Origin of the sequence: Enterobacter sp. WCHEn090032 (assembly GCF_003986875.1) — a bacterium.
GTDB lineage: Bacteria > Pseudomonadota > Gammaproteobacteria > Enterobacterales > Enterobacteriaceae > Enterobacter > Enterobacter sichuanensis.
Genome location: NZ_RXRN01000002.1, coordinates 263,986 through 283,746, shown reverse-complemented (window position 1 = coordinate 283,746; position 19,761 = coordinate 263,986). Strand labels below are relative to the sequence as shown.

Sequence of the window (19,761 nt, the reverse complement as noted above, 5' to 3'; positions counted from 1 at the left end):
TCTATAATGACGCCCGTTTTCCCCCCTTGCGCACACTGTAAGCGCCCCGGCGCTTCGAAGACGAGAGACTTATGATGGAAATTCTGCGTGGTTCGCCTGCACTGTCTGCCTTCCGTATTAACAAACTGCTGGCACGTTTTCAGGCGGCCGACCTTCCGGTAAGCAATATTTACGCTGAGTATGTCCATTTTGCTGACCTGAATGCCCCCCTGAATGCAGAGGAGCGCGTACAGCTGGAACGCCTGCTCAAGTATGGCCCAAGCCTGAGCAGCCATACGCCAACCGGCAAACTGATCCTTGCGACGCCTCGTCCGGGCACCATCTCCCCCTGGTCTTCCAAAGCCACCGACATCGCCCACAACTGTGGTCTGAGCCAGATTAACCGTCTGGAACGCGGCGTGGCGTACTATGTGGAAGCGTCAACCCTGAGCGACGCACAGTGGCAGGCGGTTGCGGCTGAACTGCACGATCGCATGATGGAGAGCGTGTTTGCCTCTCTCGATGACGCGCAGAAGCTCTTCTCCCACCATCAGCCTGCGCCGGTACAGAGCGTTGACCTGCTGGGGCAGGGCCGTCAGGCGCTGATTGACGCCAACCTGCGTCTCGGCCTGGCACTGGCAGAAGATGAAATCGACTACCTGCAGGATGCGTTTGTTAAGCTCAACCGCAACCCGAACGACATCGAACTCTACATGTTCGCGCAGGCGAACTCTGAGCACTGCCGCCATAAGATTTTCAATGCCGACTGGATCATCGACGGCGAACAGCAGCCGAAGTCGCTGTTCAAAATGATTAAAAACACCATGGAGAAAACTCCTGACCATGTGCTGTCTGCCTACAAAGACAACGCCGCGGTAATGGAAGGTTCTGAGGTGGGCCGCTTCTTCGCCGATCGCGAAGCAGGGCGCTATGACTTCCATCAGGAGCCTGCGCATATCCTGATGAAAGTGGAAACCCATAACCACCCGACGGCGATCTCCCCGTGGCCGGGTGCGGCGACCGGTTCCGGCGGTGAAATTCGTGATGAAGGGGCGACCGGTCGCGGTGCTAAACCAAAAGCGGGTCTGGTCGGTTTCTCCGTTTCCAACCTCCGTATTCCGGGCTTCGAGCAGCCGTGGGAAGAAGATTTCGGCAAGCCGGAGCGCATCGTTACCGCGCTGGATATCATGACCGACGGCCCTCTGGGCGGTGCGGCGTTTAACAACGAATTTGGTCGCCCGGCCCTGAACGGTTACTTCCGTACCTATGAAGAGAAAGTGGAGAGCCACAACGGCGAAGAGCTGCGTGGCTACCATAAACCGATCATGCTGGCGGGCGGGATCGGCAACATTCGTGCCGATCACGTGCAGAAAGGCGAGATCGTCGTTGGCGCGAAGCTGATCGTACTCGGTGGCCCGGCGATGAACATCGGCCTGGGTGGCGGTGCGGCGTCTTCGATGACCTCCGGTCAGTCTGACGCGGATCTCGACTTTGCCTCCGTTCAGCGCGACAACCCTGAAATGGAGCGCCGCTGTCAGGAAGTGATCGACCGCTGCTGGCAGCTGGGCGACGCGAACCCGATCCTCTTTATTCATGACGTTGGCGCGGGCGGTCTCTCTAACGCCATGCCGGAGCTGGTCAGCGACGGCGGTCGCGGCGGTCGTTTCAACCTGCGCGATATCCTGAGCGACGAACCGGGGATGAGCCCGCTGGAAATCTGGTGTAACGAATCTCAGGAACGTTATGTTCTGGCGGTTGCCGCAGATCAGCTGCCACTGTTTGACGAGCTGTGCCGCCGCGAGCGTGCGCCGTATGCCGTCATCGGTGAAGCAACCGAAGAGAAGCACCTGACACTGAGCGACACCCATTTCGACAACCAGCCAATCGATCTGCCGTTGGATGTGCTGCTCGGTAAAACACCGAAGATGACCCGCGACGTGCAGACGCGTAAAGCGGCAGGCAAAGCGCTGGATCGTCAGGGCATCACCGTGGCGGAAGCGGTTAATCGCGTCCTGCACCTGCCGGCTGTCGCTGAGAAAACCTTCCTGGTGACCATCGGTGACCGTACCGTGACCGGTATGGTCTCACGCGATCAGATGGTGGGGCCGTGGCAGATCCCGGTGGCGAACTGCGCCGTGACCACCGCGAGCCTCGACAGCTACTACGGTGAAGCGATGGCGCTGGGCGAACGTACGCCGGTAGCGCTGCTGGACTTCGCCGCCTCTGCCCGTCTGGCCGTTGGTGAAGCCCTGACTAACATTGCCGCGACCCAGATTGGCGATATCAAACGTATTAAACTGTCCGCAAACTGGATGGCCGCAGCCGGTCACCCGGGTGAAGACGCGGGCCTGTATGAAGCCGTAAAAGCGGTGGGTGAAGAGCTCTGTCCTGCGCTGGGGCTGACCATTCCGGTGGGTAAAGACTCCATGTCGATGAAGACCCGCTGGCAGGAAGGCAACGAGCAGCGCGAGATCACCTCTCCGCTGTCGCTCATCATCTCCGCGTTTGCGCGCGTGGAAGACGTGCGTCATACCGTGACGCCACAGCTCCAGACCGAAGACAACGCCCTGCTGCTGATTGACCTGGGTAAAGGGCATAACGCGCTGGGTGCCACCGCGCTGGCGCAGGTTTACCGTCAGCTGGGCGATAAACCTGCCGACGTGCGCGACGTGGCGCAGTTGAAAGGTTTCTATGATGCCATCCAGGCGCTGGTGGCACAGCGCAAGCTGCTGGCCTACCACGACCGTTCCGACGGCGGCCTGCTGGTCACCCTGGCCGAAATGGCCTTCACCGGTCACTGTGGCGTTGAAGCGAACATCGCAACGCTGGGCGAAGATCATCTGGCGGCGCTGTTCAACGAAGAGCTGGGTGCTGTGATTCAGGTGCGTGCGGCAGATCGCGACGCCGTCGAAGCCCTCCTTGCGCAGCATGGCCTGGCAGAGTGCGTGCACTATCTCGGTAAAGCCGTTCAGGGCGACCGCTTCGTCATTGAAGCAGACGGTCACGCCGTGTTCAGCGAGAGCCGCACCACGCTGCGTATGTGGTGGGCGGAAACCACCTGGCAGATGCAGCGCCTGCGTGATAACCCGGAATGTGCCGATCAGGAGCATAACGCGAAGGCCAACGATCAGGATCCAGGCCTGAACGTGAAGCTCTCCTTCGAAATCAACGAAGACATCGCTGCGCCGTACATTGCGACGGGGGCGCGTCCAAAAGTGGCCGTGCTGCGCGAACAGGGCGTTAACTCCCACGTTGAGATGGCCGCTGCCTTCCACCGTGCGGGCTTTGATGCTATCGACGTTCATATGAGCGACCTGCTGGCGGGCCGCACCGGCCTGGCAGATTTCCAGGCGCTGGTGGCGTGTGGCGGCTTCTCTTACGGCGACGTGCTGGGCGCGGGTGAGGGCTGGGCGAAGTCTATTCTCTTCAACAGCCGCGTGCGTGACGAGTTCGAAACCTTCTTCCACCGTCCGCAAACCCTGGCCCTGGGCGTGTGTAATGGCTGCCAGATGATGTCTAACCTGCGTGAGCTGATCCCGGGAAGTGAAGCCTGGCCGCGCTTTGTGCGTAACCAGTCTGACCGCTTCGAAGCGCGCTTCAGCCTGGTTGAAGTGACCCAGAGCCCGTCTCTGCTGCTGCAGGGGATGGTCGGTTCGCAGATGCCAATCGCCGTTTCCCACGGTGAAGGTCAGGTCGAAGTGCGTGATGCCGCGCATCTGGCCCAGCTTGAAAGCAAAGGCCTGGTGGCGCTGCGCTTTGTCGATAACTTCGGCAAGGTCACGGAAACCTACCCGGCTAACCCGAACGGTTCCGTCAACGGCATTACGGCGGTGACCAGCGAGAGCGGCCGTGCAACCATCATGATGCCGCACCCGGAGCGCGTGTTCCGTACCGTGAGCAACTCCTGGCACCCGGAAAACTGGGGCGAGGACAGCCCGTGGATGCGTATCTTCCGCAATGCGCGTAAACAGCTGGGTTAAGTTTTAGCGCACTCCCTGCAGGCCCGGTAAGCGTGAGCGCTACCGGGCTTTTTTATGCGTGTCGCAAAATTGCGACAAAGAAGGTTTGCGACTGTCTCTAAATGGAGACATGTAACTTGTTGATTTATATATAACAGGAAAGGTTCCTGTTAGGGTGTTGCTTAATGGCGACACTTAGCCTGGAAATTATTCAACCGATAACGAACGGGCTGGTCGGATAAAATTCATATATTTCAACGACTTAATTTTTTGTTTTGCATTCTGGCACGGGTGTTGCATAATATTAACCAGTGGCTCATTCACCTTCTTATGTCAGCCCCTTCGGGACGTGCTACATAAACTTCGAATGACGCACAAAAAGGTGCCTGCCGTCCAACTACTGATCATAGCGATGCTTTATCAGGCCAGGGCGAAACGTCGAGTTAGGCACCGCCTCATTCCATGACAAAGCCGGGTTTTTACCCGGCTTTGTTGTATCTGAAGGGCAGACTCAGTTACGCTCTGCGTAAACCCCCATTAAGAGAGTAATGCGTTGAAACGCTGGCCCGTTTTTCCCCGCTCACTGCGACAGCTCGTCATGATGGCCTTCCTGCTGATCCTGCTGCCGCTGCTAATCCTGGCCTGGCAGGCCTGGCAAAGTCTGAACGCGCTGAGTGCGCAGGCGGCATTGACCAACCGTACGACGCTTATCGACGCCCGACGCAGTGAGGCGATGACCAACGCCGCGCTGGAGATGGAGCGAAGCTACCGCCAGTATTGCGTACTTGACGATCGGACCCTGGAAAAGGTTTATCAGAGCCAGCGTAAACGCTACAGCGAAATGCTGGACGCGCACGCGGGGGTACTGCCTGACGACAAGCTGTATCAGGCGTTACGTCAGGATTTGAACGATCTTGCGCAGCTGCAGTGCCACAATAGCGGGCCGGATGCCTCCGCCGCCGCACGTCTTGAAGCCTTTGCCACCGCCAACACCGAGATGGTGCAGTCAACGCGCACGGTCATTTTCTCTCGCGGCCAGCAACTCCAGCAGGAGATTGCCGAGCGCGGCCAGTTTTTTGGCTGGCAGGCGCTGGTGCTATTCCTGGTAAGTCTTGGGCTGGTACTACTCTTTACCCGCATGATCATCGGCCCGGTAAAGGGCATCCAGCGCATGATCAACCGCCTCGGGGAGGGGAAATCGCTTGGGGATACGGTTGCCTTTAAAGGCCCGCGAGAGCTACGCTCCGTGGGCCAGCGCATTATCTGGCTTTCCGAGCGCCTGGCGTGGCTTGAATCACAGCGTCATCAGTTCCTGCGCCATATCTCTCATGAGCTTAAAACGCCGCTCGCCAGCATGCGTGAAGGGACAGAGCTGCTGGCGGACGAAGTGGCTGGGCCCCTCACTTCTGAACAGAAAGAAATTGTCGAGATCCTGGATAACAGCAGCCGCAATCTGCAAAAGCTGATTGAGCAGTTGCTGGATTACAACCGCAAGCTGGCGGATGGGGCGGTTGTACTGGAAGATGTGGAGATTGAGCCGCTGGTGGATATGGTGATCTCCGCCCATAGCTTGCCAGCAAGAGCTAAAATGATGCATACCGACGTAGAACTTAATGCGCCGGCGTGCCTGGCTGAACCCATGCTGCTGATGAGCGTTCTGGATAATCTTTACTCCAATGCGGTGCACTATGGTACTGAATCCGGTAACATTTATATCCGAAGCTATACGAATGGTTCACGGGTGTTTATTGACGTCGCAAATACCGGCACCCCGATCCCTGATGACGAAAAAACCATGATCTTCGAACCCTTTTTCCAGGGAAGTCATCAGCGGAAAGGCGCGGTGAAAGGCAGCGGTCTGGGCTTAAGCATCGCCCGGGACTGTATACGACGCATGCAGGGTGAGCTAAACATTGCCACTGACGCACGTTCCGATGTTTGCTTCCGTATCGAACTGCCCCTGAGCCGGAAAAATCAATAAAATGAATCTATGTCTGGTGAGTATGTCACACGTCTTTTTCCGCGCCATACGCGCGGTGTTTTCCCGCAACACGTTTCGCCTGGGCTTGCCCTGTTTAGTGCTGGCAGGCTGTGTTTCTCATGTGCCGCAAAGTGCGATTAGCGGTAAACAAGAAGATAAATGGCCAGATAACCAGCTGGCAGATTTTCTCTCAACCCGCTGCGACGATATCTGGAACCTGTCAGGCCACGACGTCGAAAGCAACCCGCTGTTCTGGCTGCGTGGTATAGATTGCGCCCAGCGTCTTGCGCCGGTCGAGGCCCGCTCGAAAGCGGCGATGCTGGATGACGACACCTGGCAGGACGCTTTCAAGCGCGGCATTTTACTGGCTGATGCCAAAATCACCCCCGTTGAACGCCGCGCCAACGTGACCCGACTGGACACCCTGGTGGTCAACCTGCCGGGACAGGTGCGCCCGGTATACCAGCTCTGGCGTGATGGACAGACATTACAACTTCAGCTCTCTGAAGAGCGCTCCCGCTACAGTAAGTTGCAGCAGTCCACCGACAGCGAGCTTGATACGTTGCGTCAGCAGCAGCAACATCTGCGTACGCAACTGGATACCACGACCCGTAAGCTGGAAAACCTGACCGATATCGAAAGACAGCTCTCGTCGCGTAAATATCAGCCGGGAAGTTCATCCGCTGTACCGGACAGCGATACGCCGAAACAAGAGGATGTGAAGCATGACGAGCCGTAAACCTGCCCATCTCTTACTGGTGGATGACGATCCCGGGCTGTTAAAGCTGCTGGGGATGCGTCTGGTGAGTGAAGGCTACAGCGTGGTGACCGCGGAAAGCGGGGTCGAGGGGCTAAAAATTCTCGGCCGCGAGAAAATTGATCTGGTGATAAGCGACCTGCGGATGGATGAAATGGACGGCATGCAGCTGTTCGCGGAGATCCAGAAGCAGCAACCGGGTATGCCCGTGATTATCCTGACGGCGCACGGCTCGATCCCGGATGCGGTTGCGGCGACCCAGCAGGGGGTATTCAGCTTCCTGACCAAGCCGGTGGACAAAGACGCGCTTTATAAGGCGATCGACAGCGCGCTGGAGCATGCCGCTCCGGCGGGGGATGAAGCGTGGCGGGAGTCTATCGTCACCCGCAGCCCGATTATGCTGCGTTTGCTCGAGCAGGCCCGGATGGTCGCACAGTCAGACGTCAGCGTGCTGATTAACGGTCAGAGCGGAACCGGGAAAGAGATCCTGGCGCAGGCAATCCATAACGCCAGCCCGCGCAGCAAAAATGCCTTTATTGCGATCAACTGTGGCGCGCTCCCGGAACAGCTGCTGGAATCTGAACTGTTTGGCCATGCCCGCGGCGCATTCACCGGCGCGGTCAGCAGCCGGGAAGGACTGTTTCAGGCAGCGGAGGGCGGCACACTTTTCCTCGACGAGATTGGTGACATGCCCGCACCGCTGCAGGTCAAACTGCTGCGCGTGTTGCAGGAGCGGAAAGTTCGCCCGCTGGGCAGCAACCGCGACATCGACATTAATGTGCGTATTATTTCCGCCACGCACCGGGATTTGCCGAAGGTAATGGCCCGCAACGAGTTTCGTGAAGATCTCTACTACCGTCTGAACGTGGTCAATCTGAAGATACCCGCACTGGCCGAGCGAGCGGAAGACATTCCGTTGCTGGCGAATCATCTTTTGCGTCAGGCGGCCGATCGTCACAAACCCTTCGTGCGCGCGTTTTCCACCGATGCGATGAAGCGGCTGATGGCCGCAAGCTGGCCGGGTAACGTGCGTCAGTTGGTCAACGTGATTGAGCAGTGCGTGGCGCTGACCTCGTCACCGGTGATCAGCGACGCGCTGGTGGAGCAGGCACTGGAAGGGGAAAACACGGCGCTGCCGACCTTTGCCGAAGCGCGGAATCAGTTCGAGTTGAACTATCTGCGCAAGCTATTGCAGATCACCAAAGGCAACGTGACCCACGCGGCGCGCATGGCCGGACGCAACCGCACTGAGTTTTATAAGCTGCTGTCACGCCATGAGCTGGAAGCAAACGATTTTAAAGAGTAATGCCGTATGGTACTGTGAGCAACCGATTACGAAGCAGCTTACAGGCAAGAGTTTAAGGACCCACCATGAAAAAGATTGATGCGATTATTAAACCTTTCAAACTGGATGATGTACGTGAAGCGCTGGCGGAAGTCGGCATCACCGGGATGACCGTGACGGAAGTGAAAGGTTTTGGTCGTCAGAAAGGCCACACCGAGCTTTACCGTGGCGCAGAGTACATGGTGGACTTTCTGCCGAAAGTGAAAATTGAAATCGTGGTGAGCGACGATATCGTGGACACCTGTGTGGATACCATTATCCGTACGGCGCAGACCGGCAAAATTGGCGACGGTAAAATCTTCGTCTTTGACGTGGCGCGCGTGATCCGTATCCGTACCGGCGAAGAAGACGACGCGGCGATTTAAAACGTTGCCAGGCCGGGTATCATCCGACGGAAAAAAAAGCCCCTCTAATGAGGGGCTTTTTGCATTACAGCACCTTGTGCGGCCCGAAACATTCGTAATGAATGTTGTCTTTATTTATCCCCAGCTCGATCAGCTGCTTCGCGGCATACTGCATAAACGCCACCGGCCCGCAGACGTAGAACTGCATATCCGGCGCGCTGAATGCCCCTTCCATCTGACGTAAATTCATCAGACCTTCGCTGTCAAAGCGAGCGGCCGCGCGGTCGGCTTCCGTTGGCTGGCGATACCAGGTGTGGGCGGTAAAGTGGGGCAGGCTCGCTGCCAGGGTTTTCACTTCATCAGCAAACGCATGCACGTCACCGTTCTCGGCGGCATGGAACCAGTTTACCTGGGCAGCGTGTTTTGACGCCGCCAGCGTATCCAGCATCGCCAGCATTGGCGTTTGTCCCACCCCAGCGGAGATCAGCGTGACCGGGGTAGTCGTCTCAACGGTCATAAAGAAGTCGCCCGCCGGCGCGGCCAGGTGGACCACGTCACCCACGTTAGCGTCGTTGTGCAGCCAGCTGGATACCTGTCCGCCGTCCTCGCGCTTCACCGCAATGCGATAGCTTTTGCCGTTGGGCTTGCGGGTGAGGGAATACTGGCGGATCTCCTGGTGCGGGAAACCTTCAGGCTTAAGCCATACGCCCAGATACTGCCCTGGCTGATAATCCGCCACCGGCTGACCGTCTACCGGTTCAAATTCGAAGCTGGTGATTAAAGCGCTGCGCGGCGTTTTCTCAACGATGCGGAACGCGCGGGTGCCTTCCCAGCCGCCTTTCTTACTCGCGTTTTCGTTGTAAATCTGTGCTTCACGGTTGATAAACACATTGGCCAGCACGCCGTAGGCTTTGCCCCATGCGTCCAGAACCTCCTGACCCGGGCTGAACATCTCGTCCAGCGTTGCCAGCAGGTGAGCGCCAACAATGTTGTACTGCTCGGGTTGGATCTGGAAGCTGGTATGTTTCTGCGCAATTTTTTCCACCGCAGGCAGCAGCGCCGCCAGGTTTTCAATGTTGCTGGCGTAGGCCGCAATGGCATTGAACAGGGCTTCGCGCTGATCGCCGTTACGCTGGTTGCTCATGTTGAAAATCTCTTTGAGCTCCGGGTTGTGCGTGAACATGCGATCGTAGAAATGGGCGGTCAGTTTGGGGCCGGTTTCGACCAGCAGGGGAATGGTGGCTTTAACGGTAGCGATGGTTTGAGCGTCGAGCATGAGCGTGTCCTTCTGATGTTACTTTAATGATGTATTTTAAATGCATCTTATAAAAAATACCCCTGCGTTGTAAATGGTTCTTTGCAAGATGAAAAATATGCATCACAAACCTGAAAAGAAATCCGCTGGAAATCGCGAGATCTTTATTCCTCAAACCCTTGCGTGGCGGGTAGGAAAACGTTTGCGTAAAATCGTTTGTCAAGACCTGTTATCACAGAACTAATCAGTTATACTGTTGCCCGTCGTCCAACAGGACTGCCTTTTCAGGCCAAAATTTACTTGTTAGCTGAGTCAGGAGATGCGGATGTTAAAGCGTGAAATGAACATTGCCGATTATGATGCCGAACTGTGGCAGGCTATGGAGCAGGAAAAAGTACGTCAGGAAGAGCACATCGAACTGATCGCCTCCGAAAACTACACCAGCCCGCGCGTGATGCAGGCGCAGGGTTCTCAGCTGACCAACAAATACGCTGAAGGTTACCCGGGCAAGCGCTACTACGGCGGTTGCGAGTACGTTGATATCGTAGAGCAACTGGCTATCGACCGCGCGAAAGCACTTTTTGGCGCTGACTACGCAAACGTTCAGCCGCACTCTGGCTCTCAGGCTAACTTCGCGGTCTACACCGCGCTGCTGCAGCCGGGCGACACCGTTCTGGGTATGAACCTGGCGCAGGGCGGCCACCTGACTCACGGCTCCCCGGTTAACTTCTCCGGCAAACTGTACAACATCATCCCTTACGGTATTGATGAGTCCGGTAAAATTGACTACGAAGACATGGCTAAGCAGGCCAAAGAGCACAAGCCGAAGATGATCATCGGTGGTTTCTCTGCTTATTCCGGTATCGTTGACTGGGCAAAAATGCGTGAAATCGCAGACAGCATCGGTGCTTATCTGTTCGTCGACATGGCGCACGTTGCGGGTCTGATTGCTGCGGGCGTTTACCCGAACCCGGTTCCACACGCTCATGTTGTGACCACCACCACCCACAAAACCCTGGCAGGTCCACGTGGTGGCCTGATCCTGGCGAAAGGCGGTGATGAAGAGCTGTACAAAAAACTGAACTCCGCTGTGTTCCCAAGCGCGCAGGGCGGCCCGCTGATGCACGTTATCGCGGCAAAAGCGGTCGCGCTGAAAGAAGCGATGGAGCCTGAGTTCAAGGTTTACCAGCAGCAGGTGGCGAAGAACGCCAAAGCGATGGTGGAAGTGTTCCTGAACCGTGGCTACAAAGTGGTATCCGGCGGTACTGAAAACCACCTGTTCCTGCTGGATCTGGTTGATAAAAACCTGACCGGTAAAGAAGCTGACGCTGCCCTGGGCCGCGCCAACATTACCGTGAACAAAAACAGCGTGCCAAACGATCCGAAGAGCCCGTTTGTGACCTCCGGTATCCGTATCGGTTCTCCGGCTGTGACTCGCCGCGGCTTCAAAGAAGCGGAAGTGAAAGAGCTGGCTGGCTGGATGTGTGACGTTCTGGACAACATCAATGACGAAGCGGTTATCGAGCGCGTCAAAGGTAAAGTGCTGGATATCTGCGCACGCTTCCCGGTATACGCATAATTCCTCTGCTTCGCAGAAATAAAAAAGGCCGCGCTTGCGGCCTTTTTTTATGGCTTAACGCCGATCGAGGGAGATGGCGCCCGGACCCACAATCGCCAGCAATATAAAGGCTCCCGCAATACTGACGTTCTTGTAGAAATTAATCATATTCGGTACGACCGCATCACCGGTCATATCCCAGTAATGGTGGCCAATAATCGCCGTGCCCAGCGTATAGAACACAAACAGCACGGCGAGAGGACGGGTGAAAAAGCCCAGCACAATCAGGATCGCGGCAGGCACTTCCATGACCACCGCAATAATGGCCGCCAGCATGGGCATCGGCGTGCCCAGCGAGGTCATGTATTGTACGGTCCCGCTAAACCCCGTCAGTTTTGGGTAACCAAAGATAATAAACAGTACGACAAGCGCGATGCGCCCAATCAGCAGCAGCAGATGACGTGACTGACCGAAATCGAGATAGCGAAGTGAGTTCATGGCAGAAATACCTCTGCAAGTGGAGTAATTTAAACGTAATACACATTTTCATTCCCTGCCATAAGCCAGACGACTGCACAAAATGTTATTTTTTCGTTAATTTATAGCAGGCTATCGACTTGCTTAATTTTTATATTCTCGCCAGACTATGGCCTCGATTTCGGGAGGGATTCATGGTCTTGCATTCCACGCGCTGGCTGGCGCTCAGCTATTTCACCTATTTCTTTAGCTACGGTATTTTTCTGCCTTTCTGGAGCGTCTGGCTCAAGGGGATCGGCCTGACCCCCGAAACCATTGGTGTCCTGCTGGGGGCCGGGCTGGTAGCGCGTTTTCTCGGTAGCCTGCTGATCGCCCCGCGCGTCAGCGATCCCTCCTTACTGATCAAGGCTGTGCGTATTCTGGCTCTGCTGACCCTGGTCTTTGTGGCCTGCTTCTGGATCAACCACCAGTTTGCCTGGCTGATGGTGGTGATGGTTGGCTTTAACCTGTTCTTCTCGCCGCTGGTGCCCCTGACGGACGCGCTGGCGAACACCTGGCAAAAGCAGATCACCATGGACTACGGTCGCGTACGCCTGTGGGGCTCCATTGCGTTTGTGATTGGCTCGGCGCTGGTGGGTAAACTGGTCAGCCTTTACGACTACCGTGCCATTCTTGCTCTGTTGAGCATCGGTATTGCCTCGATGCTGCTGGGCATGCTGCTGCGACCATCGGTAATGCCTCAGGGAGAAAGCCGCCATCAGGAGAGCGCAGGCTGGCCCGCGTGGCGGAGTCTGGTTGCACAAAGCTGGCGTTTTCTGGCGTGCGTCTGTCTGCTTCAGGGGGCTCACGCGGCGTACTATGGGTTCAGTGCCATCTACTGGCAAGGCGCAGGATATTCGGCCTCTGCCGTGGGCTATCTGTGGTCGCTGGGGGTGGTGGCCGAAGTTGTGATTTTCGCCCTGAGCAAAAAGCTGTTCCGCCGCTTTGGCGCCCGTGACCTGCTGCTGCTTTCCGCCGTGTGCGGCGTGGCGCGCTGGGGCATTATGGGCTGGACGACCGATCTGCCGTGGCTGATTGTGGCGCAAATTCTTCACTGCGGCACGTTTACCGTCTGTCATCTGGCGGCGATGCGCTATATCGCGGCGCGCGAAGGCGGGGACGTTATTCGTCTGCAGGCGGTGTATTCAGCGGTCGCAATGGGAGGCAGTATCGCGATCATGACGGTCTTTGCGGGGTTCCTCTATCAGCACCTGGGGCACGGTGTCTTCTGGGTCATGGCGCTGGTGGCCTTACCTGCTATGGTTATTCGCCCTAAAGTGACCCCTCGCGTAACGCTATGATTCCAGCATGGCGCGAATATGCTCTTGCTGCTGCGCGTTCAGTGTCTCAACGGCATGAATGAGCGGCGGTGAGAACAGCGGCAGGGCAGTCGGGTAGGGGGTGATAACCAGCGCAGCTTCGCGCGGCGCCCCCTCTTTCTGAAACGCCTGCAGCGTCAGGTAGCGAATGTTGAGCGGCAGCAGCGTCAGCTCGCGAAGCTGCTGTTCAATCCGATCCTCACTGGCTTTATCGTCACCCGTCAGCAGGATCACCTGCTTTTCGTGCAGATCGGTCTCCTGCATCAGCCAGGCACCGAAAATCACCGCAACAAGGCTCATCTCTTCATCGGAAAAACGCAGCCCAAACTCCGCTTCCAGCTCAAACAGCGCTTCTTTGGTGGTGCGTAACAGGCGAGGGTAGAGACGGTGGATCTCCTCCGGCAGGCTATTGTCGATGCCGATCTCAAACAGCGAACGGTCCAGCGCCTGTGCAAGATGGATATAGAGCTGATCGGTCAGGCCTTGCTCATCGCTGAAGTTCATCCCGGTCTGCGAGCGGAAACGGGCCACCATGCGCACGATGGCCCGGCGCAAACGTTGATCCTGCTGGTGTTTATCGAGCACCGGATCGGGCGTGCGGAGCATCATAAACAACAGCGCCAGAAACAGCTGTTCATCCCCGTGAGCCCCCTGTGGGACGCGCCGTTTCCAGTGCCGCACGATCTCCTGCGCCGTGAAATACTCCCCTCTCGACTGGGTCCAGCTGCGCTGAGAATGAGAAAACTGGGGCGTGTTTCCCAGCTGATGCTGAATAAGGCAGTATTGCAGATAGAGCTGTAAAAACTGCACGTCGCGGCATTCAAACTGGCGCTGGAGCTTGCGCGAACAGAAGTTGATCAGCGCCCGCAGGTTCGCGTCGTCGTAAAGCGGCCGTGCAATGCCGTGCTGTTTAAGCGCGGTTTTTAATGCAGGGGTAAACTGGTGCGAGACAAACTGCGGGCAAAGCCGCAGCGCCCGGCGCAACCAGTGCAGCAGGCATAAACGCTGATTAAGGGCTGTGCCTTCAAGCCGGTAACTGCCGTCCTGGTGCGTGACGATATCCAGCCGGTGATAGCGCTGGATTTCATCGCGCGTCTCGGCTATATCTTGCCGTGCCATCGCGTCGTCCACGCCGTTGGCAGCGATTATGCTCTGTGCGGTGACGGCAGCATCGGGCAGGTAAAGCATCAAAAGCACCTGGCAGCGGCGCTGCGAACTGGAAAGCACAGATGGAATTTCAAGCGTCGTCATCATCTGTCGGGTATCCAGTGTGAATGTTTGATAAGAATAGCTAAAGGATGGGCGCTGAAAAGCGCGCCGGCAGGCCTTTCACTCAGGATTGCTGGGGAACATCACAGAATTTTTGACGTGAGGAATTGATGCAAACAGTTAAACAATGCGCGATGACGTTATTTTTGGCGGCGATCGGCTTCACTGCCAGCGCACACCCTCACAGTTTTATTGGCCTTAAAACCGAGCTGGTCACCGACGGCACGCAGCTGAGCGGCCTGAAAATGCGCTGGACGATGGATGAGATCACCTCGGCTGACCTGCTCTATGATGCGGGTAACGCAAAACCCGGCGATGCGATCTGGAAAAAGCTGGCAGCAGAAGTGATGGCCAACGTGCTCGGCCAGCACTACTTCACCGAGTTCTGGCATAACGGGCAAAAGGTCAAATTTCTGAACCGTCCCACGGAATACGGTATGACGCGTGACGGGCATCAGGCGGTACTGACGTTTGTGCTTCCGCTGGCGCATCCCCAGCTGCTGGCCGGGCAAAAATATACCTTTTCGACCTTTGATCCCACCTACTACGTCGACATGAGTTACGCCAAAGAGAGCGACGTACAGCTGCCTGCCGCGCTGCAAAAAAACTGCAAACTCTCTGTTCACACCCCGAACCCCAGCGAAGAGACGCGTAACTTTGCGATTTCGCTCGACAAAGAAGATGCCCCGCCTGAGGACATGGCGCTGGGCAAACAGTTCGCGCAGGAGGTGACCTTACAATGTCAGTGATTGCTTCTCCTCTTCGAAAACCACGCCGCTGGCTACATCTTTGGCCGCTGGCCCTCTTTTTGCTGTTCGCGGTGTGCGGCGCGCTGTGGCTATGGCAGGCCTGGCCGCAGGTAATGATGAAAAGCATTGTCTGGCAGCGTGAGGTTAACCAGCAGATGAGCGGGTTACTGAAAGCGGTGGCAGAAAATCCAACGAAAGCGGGCGGATCCCTGCTGGCGTTCAGTTTTCTCTATGGCGTTCTGCACGCGCTGGGGCCGGGGCATGGCAAAATCGTCATCACCACCTGGCTTGCCACCCATCCGTCGAAGATTAAATCGAGCATCGGTCTGACGCTGGCCTCTTCGCTGCTGCAGGGAGGCGTGGCTATCGGGCTGGTGGTGGTGGTTCTTTCGCTGTTGCAGCTTCCCGCGCGCCAGCTGCACATGAGTAGTTTCTGGCTGGAGAAGGGGAGCTATGCGCTGGTGGGCGTGCTGGGGCTGATCCTCTGCTGGCGGGCGCTAAAAAAACTGCGCGCGCTGCTGAAAAAGCCGACGTACAAATCCTTTACACCGCATCATGTTCATGATGCCCACTGCGGCTGCGGTCATCAGCATCTGCCCACGCAGGAACAGTTGCAGAGCGGCGACGACTGGCGCGCGCGGTTGATGATTGTGCTCTCGATGGGCATGCGCCCGTGTTCGGGAGCCATCATGGTGTTGCTGTTCAGTAAAGTGATTGGCGTGTTCGGCTGGGGCATGTTGTCTGCGCTGGCCATGGCGGCCGGGACGTCATTGACGATTTCGTCGCTGGCTCTGCTGGTTCACAGCTTTCGTCAGCTGGCGTTAAAACTCAGCGGCAGTAAAACGCCGGTGCTGTGGCGACAGATAGGGTGGACAACGCTTGCGCTGGCGGGAGGCGTGATTCTGCTGGTGGCGGCGGTGACGATGTGGATGAGCGCCGTGCCGGTAGGAAGGGGATTGCGGCCTTTTTAAAAGGAGGCGGCCTGATGCCCTCTCCCTGTGGGAGAGGGCATTTTCGGCATTAACGCTTCAGCGCATCGCTCAGCTCATCACGCATGTTTGCCAGCATGGCTTTAACAACGCGTGGGTTACCTGCAACGATGTTGCCGGTAGACATATAGTTATGGCCGCCGGTGAAATCACACACGATCGCGCCAGCTTCACGTGCGATCAGCTCGCCCGCTGCAAAATCCCATGGCTTCAGTGAGAGTTCGAAGTAACCGTCAACGCGGCCGGTTGCCACATAGGCCAGATCCAGCGCGGCAGAACCGGTGCGACGGAAGTCCGCGCATTCGGTGAACAGTTTGCCGAGGATATTCATATAGGTTGTCGCGTGCTGTTTCGCCTTGAACGGGAAACCGGTCGCCAGGATGGTGCCATCCAGATCGCGGGCATTGCTGCAGCGCAGACGGTAGCCGTTCAGCTGTGCGCCCTGACCGCGGGTCGCGGTGAACAGTTCGTTACGCATTGGATCGTAAACAACGGCGACTTCAGTACGGCCTTTAATGCGTACGGCGATAGACACAGAGAAGTGTGGCAGGCGTTTAACGAAGTTGGTGGTGCCATCCAGTGGATCGATAACCCATTGAACATCCTGATCGGTACCTTCATGTTCACCGCTTTCTTCGGTGATGATGGTGTGCTGTGGGTAAGATTTGCGGATCGTTTCGATAATAATCGCTTCTGCGGCTTTATCGACGTTAGTCACGAAATCATTGCTGCCTTTCTGGCTGGTTTCTACGGAGTCTGGCGTTTCGTAGTGTTTGGCAATTACATTACCCGCCTTGCGCGCTGCGCGCACGGCGATGGTCAGCATCGGATGCATCGGTCTCTCTCACTGGATGTTAAAGAACAGGAAAATCGGCGCAGAGTATAGCAGCGGGATCGGATTATGTCTCCCGTTTATGATAATATGCCCGAATATTCTTCAGACACTGAATTCAGACATTAAAAATTATGCTGCAAAACATTCGAATCGTGCTGGTCGAAACATCGCACACCGGCAACATGGGCTCTGTTGCCCGCGCTATGAAAACCATGGGCTTAACCAATCTCTGGCTGGTTAACCCGCTGGTGAAACCTGACTCGCAGGCGATTGCTCTGGCGGCCGGTGCCAGCGATGTGATCGGCAATGCACAGATCGTGGAGACGCTGGATGAAGCCCTGGCCGGTTGCAGCCTGGTGGTGGGGACGAGCGCGCGTTCACGTACGCTGCCGTGGCCCATGCTCGATCCGCGCGAATGCGGCCTGAAAAGTGTCTCGGAAGCGGAACAGGCGCCGGTTGCGCTGGTGTTTGGCCGCGAGCGCGTTGGCCTGACCAACGACGAACTGCAGAAATGCCACTATCACGTCGCCATTGCGGCGAACCCGGAATACAGCTCGCTGAACCTGGCGATGGCGGTGCAGGTTATCGCTTACGAAGTGCGTATGGCCTGGCTGGCGACGCAGGAGAACGCGGCAGAACCAAAGGAAGAGACGGCCTATCCGCTGGTGGACGATCTGGAGCGCTTCTATGGGCATCTGGAGCAGACCCTGCTCTCTACCGGATTTATCCGTGAAGGCCACCCGGGTCAGGTGATGAACAAGCTGCGTCGTCTGTTTACCCGCGCCCGTCCGGAAAGCCAGGAGCTGAACATCCTGCGCGGCATTCTGGCGTCGATTGAGCAGAAGAATAAAGAGTAGTGCCGATTTCCCCCTCTCCCCGTGGGAGAGGGCTGGGGTGAGGGCATCAGGCCGCACCGATATTATGAAGGCACAGAAGGTTAAATACCTGACTAAAACAGTCAAGTAAATAGTTGACCATTTTAGTCAGGAATGTCAGACTTGGCCCTGCTATGCAATACCCCATTTTACTATAAAAAACCCCGGGCAGGGGCGAGTTTGAGGTTAAGTAAGACATGAGACTGACATCTAAAGGGCGTTATGCCGTAACCGCGATGCTGGACGTTGCGCTCAACTCCGAAGCGGGCCCGGTTCCGTTGGCTGATATTTCTGAACGACAAGGGATCTCCCTCTCTTATCTTGAACAGCTGTTCTCCAGACTGCGTAAAAATGGACTGGTTTCCAGCGTTCGTGGTCCGGGCGGCGGTTATCTGCTCGGTAAAGACGCGGGCAGTATTGCAGTCGGCGAAGTGATTAGCGCCGTAGACGAATCCGTTGACGCGACCCGTTGCCAGGGTAAAGGCGGCTGCCAGGGCGGCGATAAGTGCCTGACCCACGCGCTGTGGCGCGATCTGAGCGACCGTCTGACCGGCTTCCTGAACAACATCACCCTCGGTGAACTGGTGAATAACCAGGAAGTTCTGGACGTATCCGGTCGTCAGCATAGCCATGATTCCCAACGCAGCACTCGCGCGCAGGACGCTATCGACGTCAAATTACGCGCGTAATAAAACGATAAGTATTTCAGAATCAGGCCGGGGCAAAAACATGCCCCGTGTACTCGGTCGTACATCCAGCCGGTTGCCTGATTCCTTGCATTGAAGCGATGTACGGAGTTTATAGAGCAATGAAATTACCGATTTATCTCGACTACTCCGCAACCACGCCGGTGGACCCGCGTGTTGCCGAGAAAATGATGCAGTGTCTGACCCTGGACGGAAACTTTGGTAACCCAGCTTCCCGTTCACACCGTTTTGGCTGGCATGCTGAAGAGGCGGTTGATATCGCCCGTAATCAGATTGCTGACCTGGTGGGTGCCGACCCGCGTGAGATTGTTTTCACCTCCGGTGCGACCGAATCCGACAACCTGGCGATCAAAGGTGCAGCCAACTTTTATCAGAAAAAAGGCAAGCACATCATCACCAGCAAAACCGAACACAAAGCCGTGCTGGACACCTGCCGTCAGCTCGAGCGAGAAGGGTTTGAAGTTACTTACCTGGCGCCACAGAGCAACGGCATTATTGACCTGAAAGAGCTCGAAGCGGCCATGCGTGATGACACCATTCTGGTTTCCATCATGCACGTCAACAACGAAATCGGCGTGGTACAGGACATCGCAACCATCGGTGAAATGTGCCGCGCGCGCGGTATCATCTACCACGTTGACGCGACCCAGAGCGTGGGCAAACTGCCTATCGACCTGAGCCAGCTGAAAGTGGACCTGATGTCCTTCTCCGGCCACAAAATCTATGGCCCGAAAGGCATTGGCGCACTGTACGTTCGTCGTAAGCCACGTATCCGCATCGAAGCACAGATGCACGGCGGCGGTCACGAGCGCGGCATGCGTTCCGGTACCCTGCCTGTTCACCAGATCGTGGGCATGGGCGAAGCGTACCGCATTGCGAAAGAAGAGATGGAAACCGAGATGGCACGCCTGCGTACGCTGCGTAACCGTCTGTGGGACGGCGTGAAAGATATGGAAGAAGTGTATCTGAACGGCGATCTCGAGCAGGGCGCACCGAACATCCTCAACGTGAGCTTTAACTACGTTGAAGGCGAATCGCTGATCATGGCCCTGAAAGACCTGGCGGTTTCGTCCGGTTCTGCCTGTACGTCTGCAAGCCTGGAGCCATCCTACGTGCTGCGCGCGCTGGGTATGACTGACGAGCTGGCCCACAGCTCTATCCGTTTCTCTTTAGGTCGTTTCACTACCGAAGAAGAGATTGACTACACCATCAAGCTGGTTCGCAATTCCATCGGCCGTCTGCGCGACCTTTCTCCACTGTGGGAAATGTTTAAGCAGGGCGTGGATCTGAACAGCATTGAATGGTCACATCACTAATCGGTACA

At 56.6% G+C, this 19,761-nt stretch carries 16 protein-coding genes; 12 read left to right on the top strand and 4 right to left on the bottom strand.

Going from position 1 to position 19,761, the window contains the following annotated elements; translation table 11 throughout:
- Positions 1-71 precede the first annotated feature (71 nt).
- The 5 genes from purL to glnB all read left to right on the top strand — a co-directional run bounded on the left by purL (position 72) and on the right by glnB (position 8,386).
- Positions 72-3,959, top strand: coding sequence for a phosphoribosylformylglycinamidine synthase (gene purL / locus EKN83_RS02815; protein ID WP_126800292.1), 3,888 nt, complete (start codon positions 72-74; stop codon positions 3,957-3,959).
- Between the two features lie 532 nt (positions 3,960-4,491).
- A complete protein-coding gene (gene qseE / locus EKN83_RS02810) occupies positions 4,492-5,919 on the top strand; it encodes a two component system sensor histidine kinase QseE/GlrK (protein WP_126800291.1) in 1,428 nt (475 codons plus the stop codon).
- Between the two features lies 1 nt (position 5,920).
- Positions 5,921-6,658 (top strand): two-component system QseEF-associated lipoprotein QseG, encoded by a 738-nt coding sequence (qseG, locus tag EKN83_RS02805; protein WP_025757659.1) that lies wholly within the window; start codon positions 5,921-5,923, stop codon positions 6,656-6,658.
- Complete coding sequence (gene glrR / locus EKN83_RS02800; protein WP_047959249.1) at positions 6,645-7,982, top strand: two-component system response regulator GlrR; 1,338 nt, start codon at positions 6,645-6,647, stop codon at positions 7,980-7,982. The genes qseG and glrR overlap by 14 nt, the downstream gene beginning before the upstream one ends.
- Before the next feature lie 65 nt (positions 7,983-8,047).
- Positions 8,048-8,386 carry a nitrogen regulatory protein P-II gene (gene glnB / locus EKN83_RS02795; protein ID WP_003860685.1) on the top strand — a complete coding sequence of 113 codons (339 nt, stop codon included), beginning with the start codon at positions 8,048-8,050 and terminating at the stop codon, positions 8,384-8,386.
- Between the two features lie 64 nt (positions 8,387-8,450).
- Here the strand turns inward: glnB and hmpA are convergent, their stop codons facing one another.
- Positions 8,451-9,641: an NO-inducible flavohemoprotein gene (gene hmpA / locus EKN83_RS02790; protein WP_126800290.1), complete on the bottom strand. Its 1,191-nt coding sequence runs from the start codon at positions 9,639-9,641 to the stop codon at positions 8,451-8,453.
- Between the two features lie 304 nt (positions 9,642-9,945).
- Between hmpA and glyA the strand changes: the two genes are divergently transcribed.
- Positions 9,946-11,199 carry a serine hydroxymethyltransferase gene (gene glyA / locus EKN83_RS02785; RefSeq protein ID WP_025757663.1) on the top strand — a complete coding sequence of 418 codons (1,254 nt, stop codon included), beginning with the start codon at positions 9,946-9,948 and terminating at the stop codon, positions 11,197-11,199.
- Positions 11,200-11,253: 54 nt separating this feature from the next.
- Here the strand turns inward: glyA and EKN83_RS02780 are convergent, their stop codons facing one another.
- Entirely contained in the window at positions 11,254-11,676 is a 423-nt protein-coding gene (locus EKN83_RS02780; RefSeq protein ID WP_023615984.1) for a DoxX family protein, read from the bottom strand.
- Between the two features lie 173 nt (positions 11,677-11,849).
- On the opposite strand from EKN83_RS02780, the gene EKN83_RS02775 reads away from it, so the two are divergent.
- A complete protein-coding gene (locus EKN83_RS02775) occupies positions 11,850-12,995 on the top strand; it encodes a 3-phenylpropionate MFS transporter (RefSeq protein WP_045284599.1) in 1,146 nt (381 codons plus the stop codon).
- Here the strand turns inward: EKN83_RS02775 and csiE are convergent.
- The gene (csiE, locus tag EKN83_RS02770) at positions 12,990-14,267 is read right to left on the bottom strand and encodes a stationary phase inducible protein CsiE (protein WP_094918375.1); all 1,278 of its coding nucleotides are present in this window, start codon (positions 14,265-14,267) and stop codon (positions 12,990-12,992) included. The two genes, EKN83_RS02775 and csiE, sit on opposite strands and share 6 nt — an antisense overlap.
- A gap of 125 nt (positions 14,268-14,392) precedes the next feature.
- On the opposite strand from csiE, the gene EKN83_RS02765 reads away from it, so the two are divergent.
- Together EKN83_RS02765 and EKN83_RS02760 are read left to right on the top strand one after the other, a co-directional pair.
- Positions 14,393-15,031 carry a DUF1007 family protein gene (locus EKN83_RS02765; protein WP_126800289.1) on the top strand — a complete coding sequence of 213 codons (639 nt, stop codon included), beginning with the start codon at positions 14,393-14,395 and terminating at the stop codon, positions 15,029-15,031.
- Complete coding sequence (locus tag EKN83_RS02760) at positions 15,022-16,002, top strand: nickel/cobalt transporter (protein WP_126800288.1); 981 nt, start codon at positions 15,022-15,024, stop codon at positions 16,000-16,002. The genes EKN83_RS02765 and EKN83_RS02760 overlap by 10 nt, the downstream gene beginning before the upstream one ends.
- Positions 16,003-16,051: 49 nt before the next feature.
- Here the strand turns inward: EKN83_RS02760 and suhB are convergent, their stop codons facing one another.
- Positions 16,052-16,855, bottom strand: coding sequence for an inositol-1-monophosphatase (gene suhB / locus EKN83_RS02755; RefSeq protein WP_003860668.1), 804 nt, complete (start codon positions 16,853-16,855; stop codon positions 16,052-16,054).
- Between the two features lie 131 nt (positions 16,856-16,986).
- Between suhB and trmJ the strand changes: the two genes are divergently transcribed.
- From trmJ to iscS, 3 genes are all read left to right on the top strand, one after another.
- A complete protein-coding gene (gene trmJ, locus EKN83_RS02750) occupies positions 16,987-17,712 on the top strand; it encodes a tRNA (cytosine(32)/uridine(32)-2'-O)-methyltransferase TrmJ (protein WP_045284595.1) in 726 nt (241 codons plus the stop codon).
- A 215-nt stretch (positions 17,713-17,927) separates the two neighbouring features.
- Positions 17,928-18,419 carry a Fe-S cluster assembly transcriptional regulator IscR gene (iscR, locus tag EKN83_RS02745; RefSeq protein ID WP_008502158.1) on the top strand — a complete coding sequence of 164 codons (492 nt, stop codon included), beginning with the start codon at positions 17,928-17,930 and terminating at the stop codon, positions 18,417-18,419.
- 119 nt (positions 18,420-18,538) lie between these two features.
- On the top strand, positions 18,539-19,753 hold the full coding sequence (gene iscS / locus EKN83_RS02740; protein WP_003860663.1) for a cysteine desulfurase: 1,215 nt from the start codon (positions 18,539-18,541) through the stop codon (positions 19,751-19,753).
- The last annotated feature ends 8 nt before the right edge of the window (positions 19,754-19,761 follow it).